Origin of the sequence: Rhizobium sp. CBN3 (assembly GCF_030518245.1) — a bacterium.
Taxonomy (GTDB): domain Bacteria; phylum Pseudomonadota; class Alphaproteobacteria; order Rhizobiales; family Rhizobiaceae; genus Rhizobium; species Rhizobium aethiopicum_A.
The window spans coordinates 1-17,067 of record NZ_JAULSE010000023.1 but is presented as its reverse complement, the minus strand read 5'-3'; the positions used below and the strand labels follow the sequence as shown (position 1 = coordinate 17,067).

The 17,067-nt window shown below is 61.4% G+C and carries 17 protein-coding genes, 1 tRNA gene and 1 pseudogene; 14 read left to right on the top strand and 5 right to left on the bottom strand.

From position 1 onward, the window contains the following. The first annotated feature begins 146 nt into the window (after nucleotides 1-146). The 4 genes from QWJ46_RS25475 to QWJ46_RS25460 all read left to right on the top strand — a co-directional run bounded on the left by QWJ46_RS25475 (nucleotide 147) and on the right by QWJ46_RS25460 (nucleotide 3,812). Nucleotides 147-752: a transglutaminase-like cysteine peptidase gene (locus QWJ46_RS25475; protein ID WP_184459609.1), complete on the top strand. Its 606-nt coding sequence runs from the start codon at nucleotides 147-149 to the stop codon at nucleotides 750-752. Between the two features lie 220 nt (nucleotides 753-972). Next, nucleotides 973-1,758, top strand: coding sequence for a hypothetical protein (locus tag QWJ46_RS25470; RefSeq protein ID WP_184459608.1), 786 nt, complete (start codon nucleotides 973-975; stop codon nucleotides 1,756-1,758). Nucleotides 1,759-1,897: 139 nt separating this feature from the next. Beyond that, on the top strand, nucleotides 1,898-3,424 hold the full coding sequence (locus QWJ46_RS25465) for a serine hydrolase (protein ID WP_302754695.1): 1,527 nt from the start codon (nucleotides 1,898-1,900) through the stop codon (nucleotides 3,422-3,424). A 112-nt stretch (nucleotides 3,425-3,536) separates the two neighbouring features. Further along, nucleotides 3,537-3,812 carry a hypothetical protein gene (locus QWJ46_RS25460; protein WP_011425474.1) on the top strand — a complete coding sequence of 92 codons (276 nt, stop codon included), beginning with the start codon at nucleotides 3,537-3,539 and terminating at the stop codon, nucleotides 3,810-3,812. A 44-nt stretch (nucleotides 3,813-3,856) separates the two neighbouring features. On the opposite strand, the gene QWJ46_RS25455 is transcribed toward QWJ46_RS25460, so the two are convergent. Together QWJ46_RS25455 and QWJ46_RS25450 are read right to left on the bottom strand one after the other, a co-directional pair. Further along, nucleotides 3,857-4,294 carry a DUF1489 family protein gene (locus QWJ46_RS25455; RefSeq protein ID WP_302754692.1) on the bottom strand — a complete coding sequence of 146 codons (438 nt, stop codon included), beginning with the start codon at nucleotides 4,292-4,294 and terminating at the stop codon, nucleotides 3,857-3,859. Between the two features lie 183 nt (nucleotides 4,295-4,477). Next, nucleotides 4,478-5,878 (bottom strand): L-serine ammonia-lyase, encoded by a 1,401-nt coding sequence (locus QWJ46_RS25450; RefSeq protein ID WP_302754690.1) that lies wholly within the window; start codon nucleotides 5,876-5,878, stop codon nucleotides 4,478-4,480. Nucleotides 5,879-6,146: 268 nt separating this feature from the next. On the opposite strand from QWJ46_RS25450, the gene QWJ46_RS25445 reads away from it, so the two are divergent. Both QWJ46_RS25445 and QWJ46_RS25440 read left to right on the top strand, forming a co-directional pair. Then, nucleotides 6,147-6,911, top strand: a complete 765-nt coding sequence (locus tag QWJ46_RS25445; RefSeq protein ID WP_302754688.1) for a DUF599 domain-containing protein — start codon at nucleotides 6,147-6,149, stop codon at nucleotides 6,909-6,911. Beyond that, complete coding sequence (locus QWJ46_RS25440) at nucleotides 6,911-7,900, top strand: heparan-alpha-glucosaminide N-acetyltransferase (protein WP_302754686.1); 990 nt, start codon at nucleotides 6,911-6,913, stop codon at nucleotides 7,898-7,900. Before QWJ46_RS25445 ends, QWJ46_RS25440 begins: the two co-directional genes overlap by 1 nt. A gap of 28 nt (nucleotides 7,901-7,928) precedes the next feature. On the opposite strand, the gene QWJ46_RS25435 is transcribed toward QWJ46_RS25440, so the two are convergent. After that, a complete protein-coding gene (locus QWJ46_RS25435) occupies nucleotides 7,929-8,321 on the bottom strand; it encodes a MerR family DNA-binding transcriptional regulator (protein ID WP_011425479.1) in 393 nt (130 codons plus the stop codon). Between the two features lie 65 nt (nucleotides 8,322-8,386). Further along, the gene (gene mgtE, locus QWJ46_RS25430) at nucleotides 8,387-9,799 is read right to left on the bottom strand and encodes a magnesium transporter (RefSeq protein WP_184459602.1); all 1,413 of its coding nucleotides are present in this window, start codon (nucleotides 9,797-9,799) and stop codon (nucleotides 8,387-8,389) included. 241 nt (nucleotides 9,800-10,040) lie between these two features. On the opposite strand from mgtE, the gene QWJ46_RS25425 reads away from it, so the two are divergent. From QWJ46_RS25425 to QWJ46_RS25415, 3 genes are all read left to right on the top strand, one after another. Beyond that, entirely contained in the window at nucleotides 10,041-10,535 is a 495-nt protein-coding gene (locus tag QWJ46_RS25425) for a peptide deformylase (protein WP_302754682.1), read from the top strand. Between the two features lie 70 nt (nucleotides 10,536-10,605). Next, on the top strand, nucleotides 10,606-11,118 hold the full coding sequence (locus tag QWJ46_RS25420) for a BON domain-containing protein (RefSeq protein WP_184459600.1): 513 nt from the start codon (nucleotides 10,606-10,608) through the stop codon (nucleotides 11,116-11,118). 303 nt (nucleotides 11,119-11,421) lie between these two features. Further along, complete coding sequence (locus QWJ46_RS25415; RefSeq protein ID WP_302754679.1) at nucleotides 11,422-11,790, top strand: hypothetical protein; 369 nt, start codon at nucleotides 11,422-11,424, stop codon at nucleotides 11,788-11,790. 184 nt (nucleotides 11,791-11,974) lie between these two features. On the opposite strand, the gene QWJ46_RS25410 is transcribed toward QWJ46_RS25415, so the two are convergent. Continuing rightward, nucleotides 11,975-12,059 (bottom strand) — tRNA-Leu (locus QWJ46_RS25410). Nucleotides 12,060-12,241: 182 nt separating this feature from the next. On the opposite strand from QWJ46_RS25410, the gene lipB reads away from it, so the two are divergent. The 5 genes and pseudogenes from lipB to QWJ46_RS25385 all read left to right on the top strand — a co-directional run. Beyond that, nucleotides 12,242-12,961 (top strand): lipoyl(octanoyl) transferase LipB, encoded by a 720-nt coding sequence (gene lipB, locus QWJ46_RS25405; protein ID WP_302754677.1) that lies wholly within the window; start codon nucleotides 12,242-12,244, stop codon nucleotides 12,959-12,961. An 80-nt stretch (nucleotides 12,962-13,041) separates the two neighbouring features. Beyond that, a complete protein-coding gene (locus QWJ46_RS25400) occupies nucleotides 13,042-13,962 on the top strand; it encodes a DMT family transporter (protein ID WP_302754675.1) in 921 nt (306 codons plus the stop codon). Between the two features lie 97 nt (nucleotides 13,963-14,059). After that, nucleotides 14,060-14,764 carry a hypothetical protein gene (locus tag QWJ46_RS25395; protein ID WP_302754672.1) on the top strand — a complete coding sequence of 235 codons (705 nt, stop codon included), beginning with the start codon at nucleotides 14,060-14,062 and terminating at the stop codon, nucleotides 14,762-14,764. A 107-nt stretch (nucleotides 14,765-14,871) separates the two neighbouring features. Then, nucleotides 14,872-16,881, top strand: coding sequence for an acetyl/propionyl/methylcrotonyl-CoA carboxylase subunit alpha (locus tag QWJ46_RS25390; RefSeq protein WP_302754670.1), 2,010 nt, complete (start codon nucleotides 14,872-14,874; stop codon nucleotides 16,879-16,881). Nucleotides 16,882-16,956: 75 nt separating this feature from the next. Continuing rightward, nucleotides 16,957-17,067: pseudogene (locus tag QWJ46_RS25385) on the top strand (S-(hydroxymethyl)glutathione dehydrogenase); the annotation flags it as partial.

Here is a 17,067-nt window from a genome sequence, read left to right as displayed (position 1 = left end):
TCGACACAAATACGCACCGAATTTTATTCGCATTCGAGCCAAGTTTTATCGGCATTTTATTCAACTAAGCATTTAATTCTATTGCGTAATTTTGCGTGAGATAAAAACGTCCGTGTCATTGTCGCCTCAACTTAGGGGAGACGGCAATGACAGCTGCGAATATCCTGAAAGGCGGCCTTCTGGCCAGTGCGATCATGATGGCAATGGCGGGCTCGGGACAGGCAACGCCCGCCAGCATGGCCCTCGCCGGCAATGCCAGCCCGCCGATCGGACACTATGAATTCTGCAAGGCCAATCCGACGGAATGCACCTATGCCGGCGGCGATGCCGGGCCGGCCGTCCTCACGGAGGATCGCTGGAAGGAAATTCTCAAGGTCAACTACACGGTCAATTCATCGATCCAGCCGGAGACGGATGAACAGATCTACGGCGTCGAGGAACGCTGGGCCTATCCCACAACCGTCGGCGATTGCGAGGACTATGCCCTGCTGAAGCGCAAGATGCTGATCGAGGACGGCTTCTCGCCATCCGACACGCTGATCACCGTCGTGCTGCAGCCGAACGGCGAAGGCCATGCCGTACTGACGGTCCGCACCGATCACGGCGACTTCATTCTCGACAACATGCGCAACAAGGTGCTGCTGTGGTCGGACACCGAATACACCTATCTGAAGCGCCAGTCCGCCAGCGATCCGGCCCGCTGGTCGAAGCTTCAGGACGGCCGCGCTGTCGCGGTCGGCAGCGTCAGGTAAACCAGCCAGCCGGCAAAGCCGGCACAGGTTTCGGCCCGGTCAGTCCCCGCATCCCGTCCCCGACCGGTGCCCAAGAGCCGTTCCCGCTGTCCCGGGAACGGCTCGCTCCTTTTTGGGACATGCGTCCATCCCGGGACAGCTGCGACCCACAATCTTAGCGAAGTATTAACCCTGCCGGTTCGATCATGGCGATGAGATTCATCATCGGCACCGGCGGCTCATGTTCTTCCTGCGGCGGACCGAAACGCAAAGAACCGCCATGAGCCAAGCCGCCCAAAGCGCACCCGACGAGCAACCGCTTCTTTCGATGAGGTTTCTTCTGCGTACGATGGCGGCGATATCAGTCCTGGCGGTCCTGACCGTCGCCATCAGCATCGCCGGCCGTTGGTTCGGCCGGCACATCTCCCTTGCCGGCAATACCGACAGCACGGCGGAAATCACGCTGACCATCGGCCGCGACACAGTGAGATTCCCCGAAAATACCATCCGCTTCCCGAGCCAGAGGCATGACGGCGCCGCCGAGCGCGTCGATCTCTACCTCGCCTGGCCCTCGATGCAGGGTTACGGCAAGGACAACCATCTGCGATTCGACGATATCGCCCAATCCTCCGGCCTCATCTTCCTGCAGATCGCTCAGAGCACCATGTCGCGCGACATGTCCGGCCGGCTGGAGCCAATCTATTCGCATTTGATCGAAGGAGCAGCCGAGCCTTTCCGGGACGGATTGACACTCCATCGACTTCGCGCCGACGCCGGTTACGGCGGAGAAGTGCTGCTCACGGCAACGGTCAAAGGCGGGCCGGACTATGTCGTGCGCTGCATATTGCCTTCAACTCCGGACAAGGCCGCGAGCGGAGATTGTCAGCGCGACATCAAGGTCGGCAAGGATCTCAGCGTCCTCTACCGCTTCTCCAGCAGCCATCTCGCCGACTGGGAACATATTGATGCCGCGATCCGCATCTTTGTGGAAGCGCGTCTTATGAACCGTTCTGTAACAAGCCCCTAAAATGCTCCCGGACAAGGAGTTAAACGGTTCATCATAAACGGATTGGTAACGCTGAATCGGTAATTTCAAAAGACGAGCTGTACGGCGGGAGTGTGCGGTTCCTGCCCAATATCTGAAATGCAAAGCGAAGAGTGGAATAGTGTCAAGGTCAGTCTCCTCCGTATCATCATCCCGGTCCGGCAGCTTTTTCGCAAAGCTCCTGGCGATCCTTTCGGTGGCTCTCACGGTCGTCCTGGTTGAATCGGTCAATGCCGACGCGGAGGCGGCCAATCCGAAATATGCGGGCATCGTCGTCGACGCCAAGACCGGCAACGTTCTCTACAGCGAGAATGCCGATCGGCTGCAATATCCTGCCTCGCTGACCAAGATGATGACCCTTTATATGACCTTCGAGGCCTTGGAGCAGGGTCGCATCCGCCTCGATACGCCGGTTCCCTTCTCCGCTCACGCGGCCGCCCAGGCGCCGACCAAGCTTGGCGTGCGCCCCGGCGGCACCATCACCGTCGAACAGGGCATCCTTGGTCTCGTCACTCTGTCGGCCAATGATGCCGCAACCGCGCTTGGCGAGATGCTCGGCGGCAGCGAAGACCGCTTCGCCGAGATGATGACCGCCAAGGCGCATGCGCTCGGCATGACGCGCACCACCTATCGCAACGCCAACGGCCTGCCGAATACGGCGCAGATGACGACGGCGCGCGACCAGGCCCGCCTCGGCATCGCCCTTCGCCAGCATTTCCCGCAATATTACGGTTATTTCTCCACCCGCGCCTTCAAGTTCGGCACCCGCACGATCCGCAGCCACAACCGGCTGGTCGGCTCCGTGCGCGGCGTCGACGGCATCAAGACCGGTTATACGCGCGCCGCCGGCTTCAACCTGGTGAGTTCGGTACAGGTCGACGGCAAGTCGATCGTCAGCGTGGTGCTCGGCGGCACTTCCGGGTCGGCTCGAGACGCTCAGATGCGCAATCTGATCGCCACCTACCTCCCGAAGGCGTCGAGCCGCGGCGGAAATTCGGCGCTGGTGGCCCAGGCAGCCCCTGCCCCTGAAATGATCGAAACGCCTGCTCCGGTTCAGCCGCAGAAGGCTCGGCAGCAGGTCGCCTCGGAACAGGTCGCAAAGACGATCACTGCGGCGCAGCCACCGGTTTCTGCCGCTGCCGCCGATCTCAGCCTGCCGCATAAGGGCCCGCTGCCGGATGCCCGTTATCAGGTAGCCGAGGCCGAAGTCGCCTATACCGAAACATCGGCGCCGAAATCCGAGAACCCGCTGGTCGCCCAGGCGATGCCGTCGCCGACCAGGGTCAAGACAACGAGCTTCAAGCAGCAGGCTCCGGTCGCCGCACCGGCTGCACAGGATAACGCCGCCGTCGACCACGTCACGACCGCCTCGACCAGCGCCACGCCGGCAAGTGCTGCGCCTGCGGGCTGGGTCGTCCAGGTCGGCGTCTCGCCGAGCCGGCAGATGGCCATGGACCTCCTGGAGAGCGCCAAGAGCAAGGGCGGCAAGGCGCTGGCCTCGGCGAAGCCCTTCGCCGTCGCCTACGGCGCTGGCAACGACCAGGTCTACCGCGCCCGCTTCGGCGGCTTTGACGACCAGCGCGATGCGGTCAACGCCTGCAAGGCCTTGAAGAAGGCCGGCATCAAGTGCTGGGCCGCAGCACAATGAGTTATTCGGTGCTGCCTGCGACATGGCCGGCGGCATCCGTAACGGCCGGAATCGGTGTTTGCGTTTCCGGCCATCGGTTTGAACTCGATCAGTAGTGCGTACGAGGAAAACTATGGCGATCAATGAGAATGTTCCGGGAATGCCAGGCGACCGCCGCAGCGGGGCCAAAGGGCGTTCATCCCTGCATCCGCTGCACGAAGCGGCTCTGCGACTTGCCGAAATCGGTCTGCAACGGCCGAGGGCGAAGTCTGCCAAGACCCGGGATCTCATCAATCTGCTGCTTTGCCATGGCGCCCGCGCCTGGCGCTATTCTCAGCCGGAAGCCCGCATTCATCTGCATGTGACGTCGCCGGACGGCAGCGCGCCGGTGCAACTGCGTCTGCGCTGAAATCCGCATGCCGTCGTCCGAAACCGATATTTTGGGCGATAGAATTAGAGCAGGCCGAGATCTGTCAGCTCGCGGCGCAGCTCCGCCGGCATTTCGGCGATTCCGGCGCCCAAGCTCGTCAGATCGGGCGGCACGTCATCCTGCGTATAGTAGCGCCAGCCCTGGAAAGGCCGCTTCGGCTGCACCGCGGTTTCGATGACCTCCGGGCCGAGCATCAGGCGGCAGCGTGAAATCCCTTCGTCATCGGTGAAGGTCTCGATGTCGAGCAGCCTCTGCCTCGCCTGCACCTGCCCCTTGATCACCCAGTAGAGCGAGCCGCCGTCGAGAAGCTCTGCCATGCGTTTGGGCACCATGCGCGTCGTGTGAACCGAATGCGGTTCGAGCCCGGCGGCAATGGCGCGCAGCGAGCGCTCCGCCACCCATTCACGCAGATCCTCGATCGAGTCGGCGCCGACACAGAGTTTGATGAGATGCAATGCCATGCCGCCGTTGAAATCCTTTTGGCGGCGGGCGTCAAGCGCCTATAGCAATTCCAGGAAAAGTGTGAATCGGTTTTCCCAGGCAAAGCGCGAAGCGTTTGCCGACAATTGCGTAAAAACAAGAGCTTAGGGCTGTTCAGCGCTCGCGTGAAGCGCTGAGCCGCTCTAGCGAAGGAGTTCGCACGCTCAGCATTCGACGACGTTGACGGCCAGGCCGCCGGTCGAGGTTTCCTTGTATTTCTCGCTCATGTCGTGGCCGGTCTGGCGCATCGTCTCGATGCAAGCGTCGAGCGGCACGAAATGCTGGCCGTCGCCCTTGACGGCAAGCGATGCCGCCGTGACGGCCTTGACGGCGCCAAGCGCGTTGCGCTCGATGCAAGGAACCTGCACGAGGCCTGCGACAGGATCGCAGGTCATGCCGAGATGATGTTCGAGCGCGATCTCGGCGGCATTCTCGATCTGCTCCGGCGTGCCGCCCATCACGGCTGCAAGGCCTGCAGCCGCCATCGCCGCGGCCGAGCCCACCTCGCCCTGACAGCCGACCTCGGCGCCTGAGATCGAGGCATTGTGCTTGATGATGCCGCCGATCGCCGCTGCCGTCAGCAGATAATCGCGGATGCCGTTCTGATCCCAGTCCTCGTGGAAATGCTCATAATAACGGATCGTTGCCGGAATGACGCCGGCCGCGCCATTGGTCGGCGCGGTGACGACGCGCCCGCCCGCGGCATTCTCCTCGTTGACGGCCATCGCATAGACGCTGAGCCAGTCGTTGGCGAGCAGCGGATTGACGCGATTGCTACGCCACTCCTCCTGCAGCTTGTCGTGGATGCGGCGGGCGCGGCGCTTGACGTTGAGGCCACCGGGCATGACACCCTCGACCTTGAGGCCGCGCTCGATGCAGGAGCGCATCGCTTCCCAGATGCGGTCGAGCCCCTGATCGAGCTCCTCGCGCGAGCGCTGGCTCTCCTCGTTCGCCCGCTTCATCTGCGCTATCGAAAGCCCGGAGCGCTCCGCCATCTCCAGCATCTGTTTGGCGGTCGAGAAGGGATAGGGCACGCGCACGCCGCCCGTGGCATTCTTCTTCGCCCGCATCTGTTCCAGCTCGGTGTCGGTAACGACGAAGCCGCCGCCAACCGAATAATAGATGCGCTTGAGGAGCAGCCGGCCGTCCTTGTCAAACGCCGAAAAGATCATGCCGTTGGCATGGCCTGGCAGCGGCTGTTTCTTGTCGAAGATCAGATCGGTCTTCGGCTGGAACTGGTAGGCCGGATGGCCCGCAGGCGTGATGCGGCCGGTGCGCTCCACGGTGTCGATGATACCGTCCATCCTGTCGGGATCGACACTGTCGGGCGCCTCACTCATCAGTCCGAGAATGACAGCCCTGCCCGTACCATGGCCGATCCCGGTATGGGCGAGCGAGCCATGCAGGCTGACGTTGATCGCAGCGACCTGAGCACCTGACGGGCGCGGCCATTCGCTCGACAGGATCAGGTCGAGAAACCGGTTGGCGGCCGACATCGGACCCATCGTGTGTGAGCTCGACGGTCCGACACCGATCTTGAACACGTCGAATACCGAAAGAAACATGGATGCGCCTTCTGAACCACTGGAATGCAAATTTAAACGCCGCCGGCTTCGGATCCAAGCGGCGAACCGACATCGCCTGGAGTCGGTGCGACATTTCACACTAGCGCAGAGCCCTGAAAATCGGAATCGCTTTTCATGGCTATATCGCCATGTGTGTCCCCTTATGGACGCGCAGCGGTCTAAATCCATGTGAGCCGGGCTTACCGGTCATTGCAGCATCTCAGCGCATATGTAAGGTGGCCGCAATCATGCGGAGACTGAATCATTGATGACGACGGCGGATTATATCGCTCTGACCTTCTTTGCCTGTGTCTGGATGGGTTACTCCTGGCTGCTGAAGGGTCGCACCTTCTTCGGGCGCACCAGCCTGACCCATGCGATGACCGAACGGCGGCGGGAGTGGATCTATAATTCGCTGCGGCGCGACCTGAAGATGATCGACACGCAGATCATGTCCGGATTGCAGAACGGCACGGCCTTTTTCGCCTCGACCTCGATCTTTGCGCTCGGCAGTTGTTTTGCCCTGCTCGGCGCGACGGAAAAGGTCGACGCCGTCTTTGCCGACCTGCCCGTCGTCTTCCATGGTGGCCACGCCGCCTTCGAGCTCAAGGTCGGCGGTCTGGCGGCGCTGTTCGGTTATGCCTTCTTCAAGTTCGGCTGGTCCTATCGGCTGTTCAACTATTGCACCATTCTTTTCGGCTCCATTCCGATGATGCGCGAAGCCGAGAGCGACGTCATCGCCGCCGAGCGGGCCGCCGAACGCGTCATCCGCATGAATGTCATCGCCGGCAGCAATTTCAACGAGGGCCTCAGGGCGATCTTCCTGTCGATCGGCTATCTCGGCTGGTTCATCAATCCTTACGTCTTCATGCTGACGACGGCGACCGTCATCTTCGTGCTGACACGGCGGCAGTTCTTCTCGCAGGCGCGGCTGGCGATCATGGATGCCGGCCCGCCATCAAATCCACACCTTTCTGCTATTCGCCGCGACACGCCGTCGAACGACGGAAATGATTTGACCGGGGGACTTTGATGACAATGCCGGCAATGCAGGCCGATGCGGTGGCAAGACCGCCGCGCATCGGTCTATTGGATACGGCGCGCGGCGTCGCGCTGATCGCCATGGCGAGCTACCATTTCACCTGGGACATGGAGTTCATGGCCTATCTGGCGCCGGGCACGGCCGAGACTGGCTGGCTGAAGATCTATGCCCGGGCGATCGCCACAACCTTTCTCTTCATCGTCGGCATCAGCCTGGTGCTCTCCAGCACGCCGACGATTCGCTGGCCGTCCTTCTGGAAACGTTTCGGCATGATTGCCGCGGCGGCCGCGGTCATTTCGATCGCCACCCGCGTCGCCATGCCGGACACGTGGATCTATTTCGGCATCCTGCATTGTATTGCGGTGCTCACGCTCATCGGCGTCGTGTTTGTCAGATTGCCGCTCGCTTTCACGCTCCTCGTCACAGTCGCGCTGCTTGCCGCCTGGATCCTCGATAATTTCGGCACACCGGGCCTGCTCCGTTCATCCTTCTTCGATCCGAGATATCTCGCCTGGATCGGCCTTGCCGAAACGCCGCAACGCTCCAACGATTACGTGCCGCTGTTTCCCTGGGCTACGCCGTTCTTCGTGGGCTTGAGCATCGCCTTGATTGCCATCAGAACCAGGCTGCCGCATCGGCTCGCCGCCGTCGGCACAGGCTCCTGGTGGCCGGCGAAGCTTGGCCGCCACAGCCTTGCCTTCTACCTCATTCATCAGCCGGTGCTGATCGCGATCGCTTACGGACTTTCCCTTATCGTCCCGCCGCCGCAGCCGGATCCAGTCGAAACTTACCTTAGGCAATGCAACTCCGCTTGCGTCATGCAGCAAGGCGAAGCGCTCTGCCGCAGCTTTTGCCAGTGCACGCTCGACAGATTACAGGCTCAGTCGCTGCTGGTACCGCTGCAGGCGGGCAAGATCGATCTACAGAACGATGAGCGGGTCCAGGCGATCGCCGGCGAATGCAGCGCCGAGGCGCAATAGAGGACCGGCAACCGTTCTGCGGCAAGTGTCAGGTGGTGACGCCGATTTCGGCAAGGCGGCCGAGGCAGGCCTCTTCGATATTGTCGAGTTCCGTCAGCGTGTCGTCTATGTCCTTGCGCTTCTGGCGCAGGTCCTCACGCTTCTCGTCGACGCGCTTCATCAGAAGCTTCAACTGGCCGAGTTCACCCGGCGGCTCCTTATAGACCTGGATAATCTCGCGGATTTCCGCGATGGTGAAGCCGATTCGTCGTCCGCGCAGGATTTCTCCGATGAGCCGTCGGTCCGCAGGCCGGAAGAGACGCGTGCGCCCTCGCCGCTCCGGATGGATCAATCCCTCGTCTTCGTAGAAGCGGAGCGTGCGCGTCGAGACACCGAATTCGCGCGTCAGCTCCGTTATGCTATAATATTTGTTCACCGGCATGTGTTCCCCGTCGTCGAACCGGCAATAATATTGACTTTTACGTAATAGTCAATTTCGGCAAACCGTCAGATGCCGAACCACCACGTGGCGATGCCGAGAAAGGCGAAGAAGCCGGTGCAGTCGGTTACCGTCGTGACGAACACCGAGGATGCGATCGCCGGGTCTGCGCCCACCTTGTCGAGCAGCAGCGGCAGCAGGATGCCCGCAAGCGCGGCCGCCATCAGATTGATGATCATCGCCGCCGCGATCACCCCGCCGAGCTGATAGTCATGAAACCAGATGCCGGCAATCGCGCCCATGATCGTCGCAAAGACGGCGCCGTTGAGAATGCCGACGCCGGCCTCCCTGCGGATGATGCGGCCAGCATTGTAGATGTCGAGATCGCGGGTGGCGAGCGCACGCACGGTCACCGTCATCGTCTGGGTGCCGGCATTGCCGCCCATCGAAGCGACAATCGGCATCAGCACCGCAAGCGCGATCATTTTCTCGATCGAGGCGTCGAACAGGCCGATGACGCTCGCCGACAGCATCGCCGTGCCGAGATTGATCAGAAGCCAGAGGAAACGCGAGCGCGCCGTCGAGATCACGTTGTCCGACAGTTCTTCGTCGCCGACGCCGCCGAGGCGCTTGATGTCCTCGTCTGCCTCTTCGTGGATGACGTCGACGACGTCGTCGATGGTCAGCACGCCGACCAGCCGGCCGTTCTCGTCGACGACGGCAGCCGAGAGAAGGTCGTATTGCTCGAAGAGCTGGGCTGCCTCCTCCTGGTCCATCTCGGCGGGCACCGGATGGTTGGTCTCCCGCATGATCTGCTCGATCTTCGTCTGCCGCTTGGTGCGCAGGATCTGATCGAGATCGACGGCGCCGAGCAGCTTGAAGGTCGGATCGATGACGAAGATCTGCGAGAAGGAATAGGGCAGATCCTCCTCGTCGCGCATGTAGTCGATCGTCTGGCCCACCGTCCAGAACGGCGGCACGGCGACGAACTCGGTCTGCATACGCCGGCCGGCCGAGCTTTCGGGATAGTCGAGCGCCCGCCGTAGCCGCACCCGCTCGGTAAACGGCATCTGGGCGAGGATGTCTTCCCGGTCCTCCTTGTCGAGGTCTTCGAGAATGTAAACGGCATCGTCCGAATCGAGCTCGCCGATGGCGGCCGCGATCTGCTCGTTCGGCATCTGGTCGACGATCTCGCGGCGAATTGCCTCGTCGACCTCAGTCAGCGCCGTCATGTCGAAATCTTCGCCGAGCAGGCGCACCAGCGCCAGGCGCTGATCCGGCTGGATCGATTCCAGCAGGTCGCCTATCTCGGATTCATGCAGGCGGGCGACATTCCCACGCAGGAACAGCGTATCGCGATCGGCGATCGCTGCACCGACGAGTGCCAGGAAATCGCCGCGGACATTGCCGTCCTCGTCGTAGATATCCGCTTCCTCGTCATCGCGCCGGCGAATGCGGTCTTCCGTGTCGGTCGTCGTCATCTGCCGCCCTCGCACCTGGTTCGAATTTCAGCGACTGCCGCACCGCATTCGCAAATGTCGGCCGAAAACACATTGTCAACAAGCGGATAAGCGAATCCCGCGCGAGGCTCCCGCAGTCAGAATTCTTGGCCCCTGCTAGCTCAAAGCATCCTTGTCGTAAAGCGCCAACCGTGCTTCGTGATGACAATGTCTGCGGCCGGCGATAGTTTCCCTGCCGCTCAAAGAGAGGGGAGCCCGCTTCATGCCCATCCGTCCGATCCTGCGCTATCCGCATCCGGGCCTGAAGACCGTCTGCGAACCAGTGACGGCCTTCGATGCCTCGCTGGCCGCGCTGGCCGACGACCTGCTGGCGACGATGCGCTCAGCCCCCGGCGTCGGCATCACCGCCGCCCATATCGGCGTCTTCCTCCGTGTGACGGTGCTGGAGCTCGACCGGGCCAACAGTGTGCGCCTCTACGTCAATCCGCAGATTACCTGGAGGTCGCCGGAGACGATGAACCATGCCGAGGGCAGCGTTTCCATGCCTGGCGCGACCGGAGAGGTCACACGCCCACGAGCGATCCGCTTTCGCTATCAGGATGCTGGCGGCATAGTGCACGAGGAGGCCGCCGAAGGTTTCCTCGCCATCTGCGTCCAGCACGAGGTGGACCAGCTCGACGGTATCTTCTGGCTGCAGCGGCTTTCGCGGCTGAAACGCGAACGCCTCGTCAAAAAATGGGAGAAAACCCAAGGCTGACAAATTGCCCGCCACACCGAACCATTCGCCCCTGTCGACGTTGTCCCGAGAGAAACTAGGAGCGACTATAATGGCAAGGATCGGTGACAAGACCCCGATTTCACGCGAGGCCCCCGAGCTTTCCCGTGAAGAAGATTATCGCGACCTCGAAGAACGCAATCTCGACGACGGCTGGCCCTATGCCGATGGCACCGCTGCCAGCGACCCGGCAAACCGCCCCTATGGCGAGACTGCGGCAAATTTCGACAGCGATCCCAACACCGGTTTCCGAGTCGATGGCACAGACCAAGACGGCAACGAGAACCGCCTGAAGGATTCGTTGCGCGCCGGTATGATCGATCGCGATGAAAGCGACGAACTCGAGGCGCGGGTGAACGACGCTCTCGAAAACATTCCCGAGGTCGATATCAACAGTATCGAGGTTCATGCGGACGGTCACGTCGTCACCCTCGAAGGCTCGGTCGAGACGATCGGCATTGCCCGCAAGGTCGAGCTCGGCGCGCTTTCGGTCGACGGCGTCCACCATGTCCGCAACAAGCTGCAGCTGACCGGGGTCGACGCCCATATCCCGAACGAAGACTGACCAGAGGCGCATCACGATGACCATCGCCAGGAGGCGGGCACACCGCCTCCTATTGGTTCCTGACATTACCAAAAGTTAACAATTTTCGATTGTAGCAGGAGCAGGTAGCCTGCCGTCTGTTTTGCTACGCGGCTGCCGTAACGGAAACGTCACATTCGTTGACAACACCGTGATTTCATTTGAACAAAAGGCAATTAAGCGACGGGCTTCCGTTCACAATATTGCCGCAATTGACGCGCGAAATCTTATCCGCCGGGGATGGTTTATGTTGTTGAATGCAACAATAGATTGAGGAGAAGAACCATGCGCATCAGATTTGCCCTCGCCGCGTCCCTGTTTGCCGTCAGCCTTGCCGGCGCTGCCTTCGCCCAGCCGACTTATTCCGATGATTATACCAACGACAGCGATGGCTTTGCGCCCTCCAAGATGGCGCAGCCTGCCCCGGTGCACTACAGCAACAACCACAAAGCTCCGGCCTATTCCAGCGACTATACCAATGACAGCGACGGTTTCGCGCCGACGGCCATGGCAGCCCCCGGGGTCGACAAGACCGCGACCGCAAGCATCAAGCCCCTGCCCCCGTGCCACAGCATGGTCGGCCCGAGCGGCTCCCATACCAAAGGTGCCGATAGCGGCGCTTCGCGCACCGAAGCCTGCCGCGCAATGCATTGATCGGCCATAACACGCGATCGGAACGAAAGGGCCGTAGCCGGCCCTTTTTTCTGTTCAGCTGTCCCGGGCTGTAGCCGGGGACCCGCTGAGTTCCTGCGTCGCGGCACTCTCACGTATATCTGGGAAAATGAAGACATAAAAAAACCTCGTGGAACCAAAAGGTCACGAGGGTTTTTTAATAACTTGGTGCGGTCGAGAAGACTCGAACTTCCACGGGTTGCCCCACAGCGACCTCAACGCTGCGCGTCTACCAATTCCGCCACGACCGCATCGTGGTAGGTGCCGATTTGCGTCGGCGGGGCAGCATGTAGCAAAAGCATTTGGGGTGCACAAGGGCGATATGACAGTTTTTTTGAAAACCTTTCACGGCATTTGAATTGGCCGGAAAACGGGTCCATATAGGTCTCCTGCCGCCCCTATTTCGTCAGGCATTTGGGACAGGCGGCAAGGAATGGCCATGCTTCGCACCGATCTCGAATTCTCCATGCTCCCGAAACTCGGTACGCGGCCGGTGCGCTGGCGTATCGCCGATGGACTCGTTGCCTATGAGGCGGCGGTGGAGACGATGGAGCGCGAGGTGGCGGCCATCGGAGAAGGCGGCGACGAACTTGTCTGGCTCGTCGAGCATCCGCCGCTCTATACCGCCGGCACCAGTGCCAATGCGGGCGACCTCGTCCAGCCGGATCGCTTTCCGGTCTTTGCGACGGGACGTGGCGGTGAATATACCTATCACGGACCCGGCCAGCGCGTCGCCTATGTCATGCTCGACCTGAAGCGCAGGCGCCAGGACGTACGCGCCTTTGTCGCCGCTCTCGAGGAGGTCGTCATCCGCACGCTCGACATGATGAACGTGCGCGGCGAGCGGCGCGAGGATCGCGTCGGCGTCTGGGTCCGCCGCCCGGAAAAGCCGTTGCTGCCAGACGGCACGATGGCTGAAGACAAGATCGCCGCCCTCGGCATCCGGCTGCGCAAATGGGTGACCTTCCACGGCCTGTCGCTCAACGTCGATCCCGATCTCGATCATTTCAGCGGCATCGTGCCCTGCGGGATATCGGCCTATGGCGTCACCAGCCTCGTCGATCTCGGCCTTCCCGTCATGATGGCGGATGTCGACATCCGGCTGCGCGCCGCGTTGGAGACGGTTTTCGGTGAAACGGCCAATGATCTCTGACCGCTTGAGCGGTTTCACGGGCTTGATTTGCCCGGCTTTCCCGTGATTGATGGACGCCGTTCCCACGAGAATCGGCAGCCATGTCAAAGCCCCATCAAGATTCCCTGCAGGGCATGGCCATCATGTCCGGCGCCATGTTCATCCTGCCGATCATGGATGCCATCGCCAAATACATGGCGACCTTCGAATCGATGTCGCCGGGTCAGGTAACCTTCTACCGCTTCTTCTTCCAGATCGCCTGCACGCTGCCGATTCTCTTTGTCATTTTTGGACGCAAGGCGCTTTCCGCAAGGCGGCCGTGGATGAATCTGCTGCGCGGCGTGCTGCACGGGGCTGCAAGCCTGCTGTTCTTCGTCGCCGTCAAATACATGCCGCTTGCCGACGTCTTTGCCATCTATTTCGTCGAGCCCTTCATGCTGACCGTCATGTCGGCCCTGTTTCTGGGGGAGAAAGTCGGCTGGCGGCGCTGGATGGCAATCGTGGTCGGTTTCGGTGGCGCGATGATCGTCATCCAGCCGAGTTATGAGATTTTCGGCCTGAAGGCACTGCTGCCGGTGGCCTGCGCCTTTCTCTTCTCGCTCTATCTTTTCCTCAATCGCGCGATCGGCGAGGCCGATTCGCCACTCACCATGCAGACTATGGCCGGCATCGGCGGAACGATCTTCATGGCGGCCGCCCTTCTCGTCGGCGGCAGCGCCGGCAATGGGGATTTCGCCATTTCCCTGCCCTCCTCCGGCCTCGGCCTTGCGCTGCTTCTCGCCCTCGGCTCGATTTCCGGATATGCGCATATGCTGGTAGTGCGAGCGTTCCGGCTTGCACCGCTGTCGCTGCTTGCCCCGTTCCAATATTTCGAGATCATCTCGGCCACCGTGCTCGGCTATGCTCTGTTCAATGATTTCCCGAATTTCGCCAAATGGATCGGCATTTTCATCATCGTCGCATCCGGCCTTTTCATCATCTGGCGAGAGCGGCTGCAGGCGCGATCGCTAAAATCTTCGTGACTCGCGCAGCAGGCGGTTAACTCCCCTTCTTGAGGGATCGTCAATTCGCGAACGGTAAAACTGTCTCCGGCTTCATGATGAAGCCTGGAGTTAAAACATGAGCGAATTCCGTCTCGCGTTTCCGGCCTGTGTCGTGGCCGGTAAGCATCGGCTGACGGCCGAAGATATCGTACTGCTGCGCAAACATGCCTTTCCGGAGGGGATCCGGACATCCCAGGATGTCGTTGCAATGTTGGCGCTCAACAATTCCTGTCCCGAAAAATGTGCCGAGTGGAACGCTTTCTTCGTGGAGCAGATCGCCGGCTTCATCGTCCATTACACTTATCCGCAGGGCTCGCTTGATGAAATCAACGTTGCCTGGATCATGCGCATGTTCACGGCCGACGGCGTCGTCAACTCGGCGCTGGAGCTCGAGCTCATTCTCCACATCATGGAGATTTCGGCCGATGTGCCGGGTGAATTGAGGGCGCTTGCCCTCAACCAACTTCGTCTGGCGATCACCGACGGCATCGGCGGCTATAATCTGTCGCGCACCGTCGACCGCAAGAACATCACACGCCAGGACGCCGATTTTGCGATGCGCATCTTCAGAAGCATCGCCGCAGGCGGCGTCATCGCCGTGTCGCCGGCCGAATATGGCGTCCTCCACCAGATCGAGCAGGCAACGCTGCCGGGCGCCAACCATCCGCACTGGGCTGGGATCATGGCCGCCGTTACGCTGCGCGATCGCGCGGAACCGCGGCGCAGCCGCTGGCTGCGCATCGGCGACGAGGAATCCGTCGCGGAAGCCGCCGTCGCCTGACATTCGGCGACGTAATCCCACGTCTCCCGCGCGCCGACCCCAAGCCGATTGTGCGTTCCGGTGTTTTATGCGTAAAACTCCGGAACGCATTTCTGGGTGGAGTCTCGATGTTCAAGAAAATCCTGATCGCGAATCGCGGCGAGATTGCCTGCCGCGTGATCAAGACCGCACGCCGCATGGGCATTTCGACCGTTGCGGTCTATTCGGACGCGGATCGGGATGCGCTGCATGTCGACATGGCCGACGAGGCCGTCCACATAGGTCCCGCCGCAGCGTCGGAAAGCTATCTGGTCGCCGACAAGATCATCGCCGCCTGCAAGGCGACCGGTGCCGAGGCGGTGCATCCCGGTTACGGATTTCTCTCCGAGCGCGCCTCTTTCTGCGCCGAGCTGGAAAAGCAGGGCATCGTCTTCATCGGCCCGAAGCCTAAGGCCATTATGGCGATGGGCGACAAAATCGAATCGAAGAAGTTCGCCAATGCGGCCGGCGTCTCCACCGTGCCCGGCCATCTCGGCATCATCGAGGATGCCGCGCATGCGGAAACGATCGCTGGCGGGATTGGCTATCCCGTCATGATCAAGGCGTCTGCCGGTGGCGGCGGCAAGGGCATGCGCATTGCCTGGAACGAAGCCGAGGTGCGCGACGGCTTCGAGCGCGCCCGCTCGGAGGCCAAGAGTTCCTTCGGCGACGATCGCGTTTTCATCGAGAAGTTCGTCGTCGAGCCGCGTCACGTCGAGATCCAGGTGCTCGCCGATGCGCATGGCAACGTCGTCTATCTCGGCGAGCGGGAATGCTCGATCCAGCGGCGGAACCAGAAGGTCGCGGAAGAGGCACCCTCACCTTTCCTCGACGAAAAGACCCGCAAGGCCATGGGCGAACAATCGGTGGCGCTGGCGAAGGCCGTCGACTACCAGAGCGCCGGCACGGTCGAATTCATCGTCGACCGCGACCGCAATTTCTATTTCCTCGAAATGAACACCCGCCTGCAGGTCGAGCATCCCGTGACCGAACTCGTCACCGGCATTGATCTCGTCGAGCAGATGATCCGTATCGCGGCGGGAGAGCCGCTTGGCTTCAGCCAGGAGGCTGTCAGGCTCGACGGCTGGGCGATCGAAAGCCGACTCTATGCCGAAGACCCATACCGCAACTTCCTGCCTTCGATCGGCCGCCTGACGCGCTACCGCCCGCCGGCGGAAGGCAGGACCGGCAATGTCGTGGTCCGCAACGATACCGGCGTCTTCGAAGGCGCCGAGATCTCGATGTATTACGACCCGATGATCGCCAAGCTTTGCACCTGGGCGCCGACGCGCAGCGAAGCGATCGAGGCCATGGGCAGGGCGCTGGACGGCTTCGTCGTCGACGGCATCGAGCACAATGTTCCCTTCCTGTCGGCGCTGATGAAACATCCACGCTGGCGCGAGGGCCGGCTTTCCACCGGCTTTATTGCCGAGGAATATCCTGACGGCTTCGCGCCGATGAAGCCGGACCGGCAGGAGGAAGCCACGCTTGCCGCAATCGCGCTATCTGCCTCGCTCATCGAAGCGAGCCGCCGCGAACGTTTCGCCGATCGCCTGCGCGCCGCATCGGCCACGCTGCGGGAGCATTGGGTGGTCAAAACAGATGGCAGCTACGTCGCTGTCAGGTTGCTCGATGGCCTCGTCACCATTCCCTTCGATATGGAGATGGAGATCGAGGGCGAAAGTCGGAGTATTGTCACCGATTGGAGACCGGGTGATCCGGTCTGGAGCGGCAGGGTCGGCGACCAGGATATCACCGCGCAGATCCGTCCCGTCCTCAACGGCCTGCGCATCGACTGGCAGGGACTGTCGGTGACCGCCAAGATCTTTTCGCCGCGCCATGCGGAACTCGACAGGCTGATGCCGGTGAAGCTACCGCCGGACACCTCCAGGCTCCTGCTCTGCCCGATGCCCGGCCTCGTCGTGTCCATCGCGGTCGCCGAGGGTCAGGAGGTCAAGGCCGGTGAAACACTGGCGATCGTCGAGGCGATGAAGATGGAAAACGTCCTGCGCGCCGATCGCGATCTCGTCGTCTCGAAGATCAACGCCGCCGCCGGTGAAAGCCTGGCGGTCGACGCTGTTATCATGGAATTCGCTTGAGCCCGGCTCGCCGGCCATGTCAAGCTTGGCCGATACAAGCAGTTGGGCACCGACAAATCAGCAGGAGATAGGAAGATGGACGTTCGCGCCGCCGTAGCCGTTCAGGCCGGAAAGCCGCTTGAAGTGATGACCGTGCAGCTCGACGGGCCGAAGGCCGGCGAAGTACTGGTGGAAGTCAAGGCGACC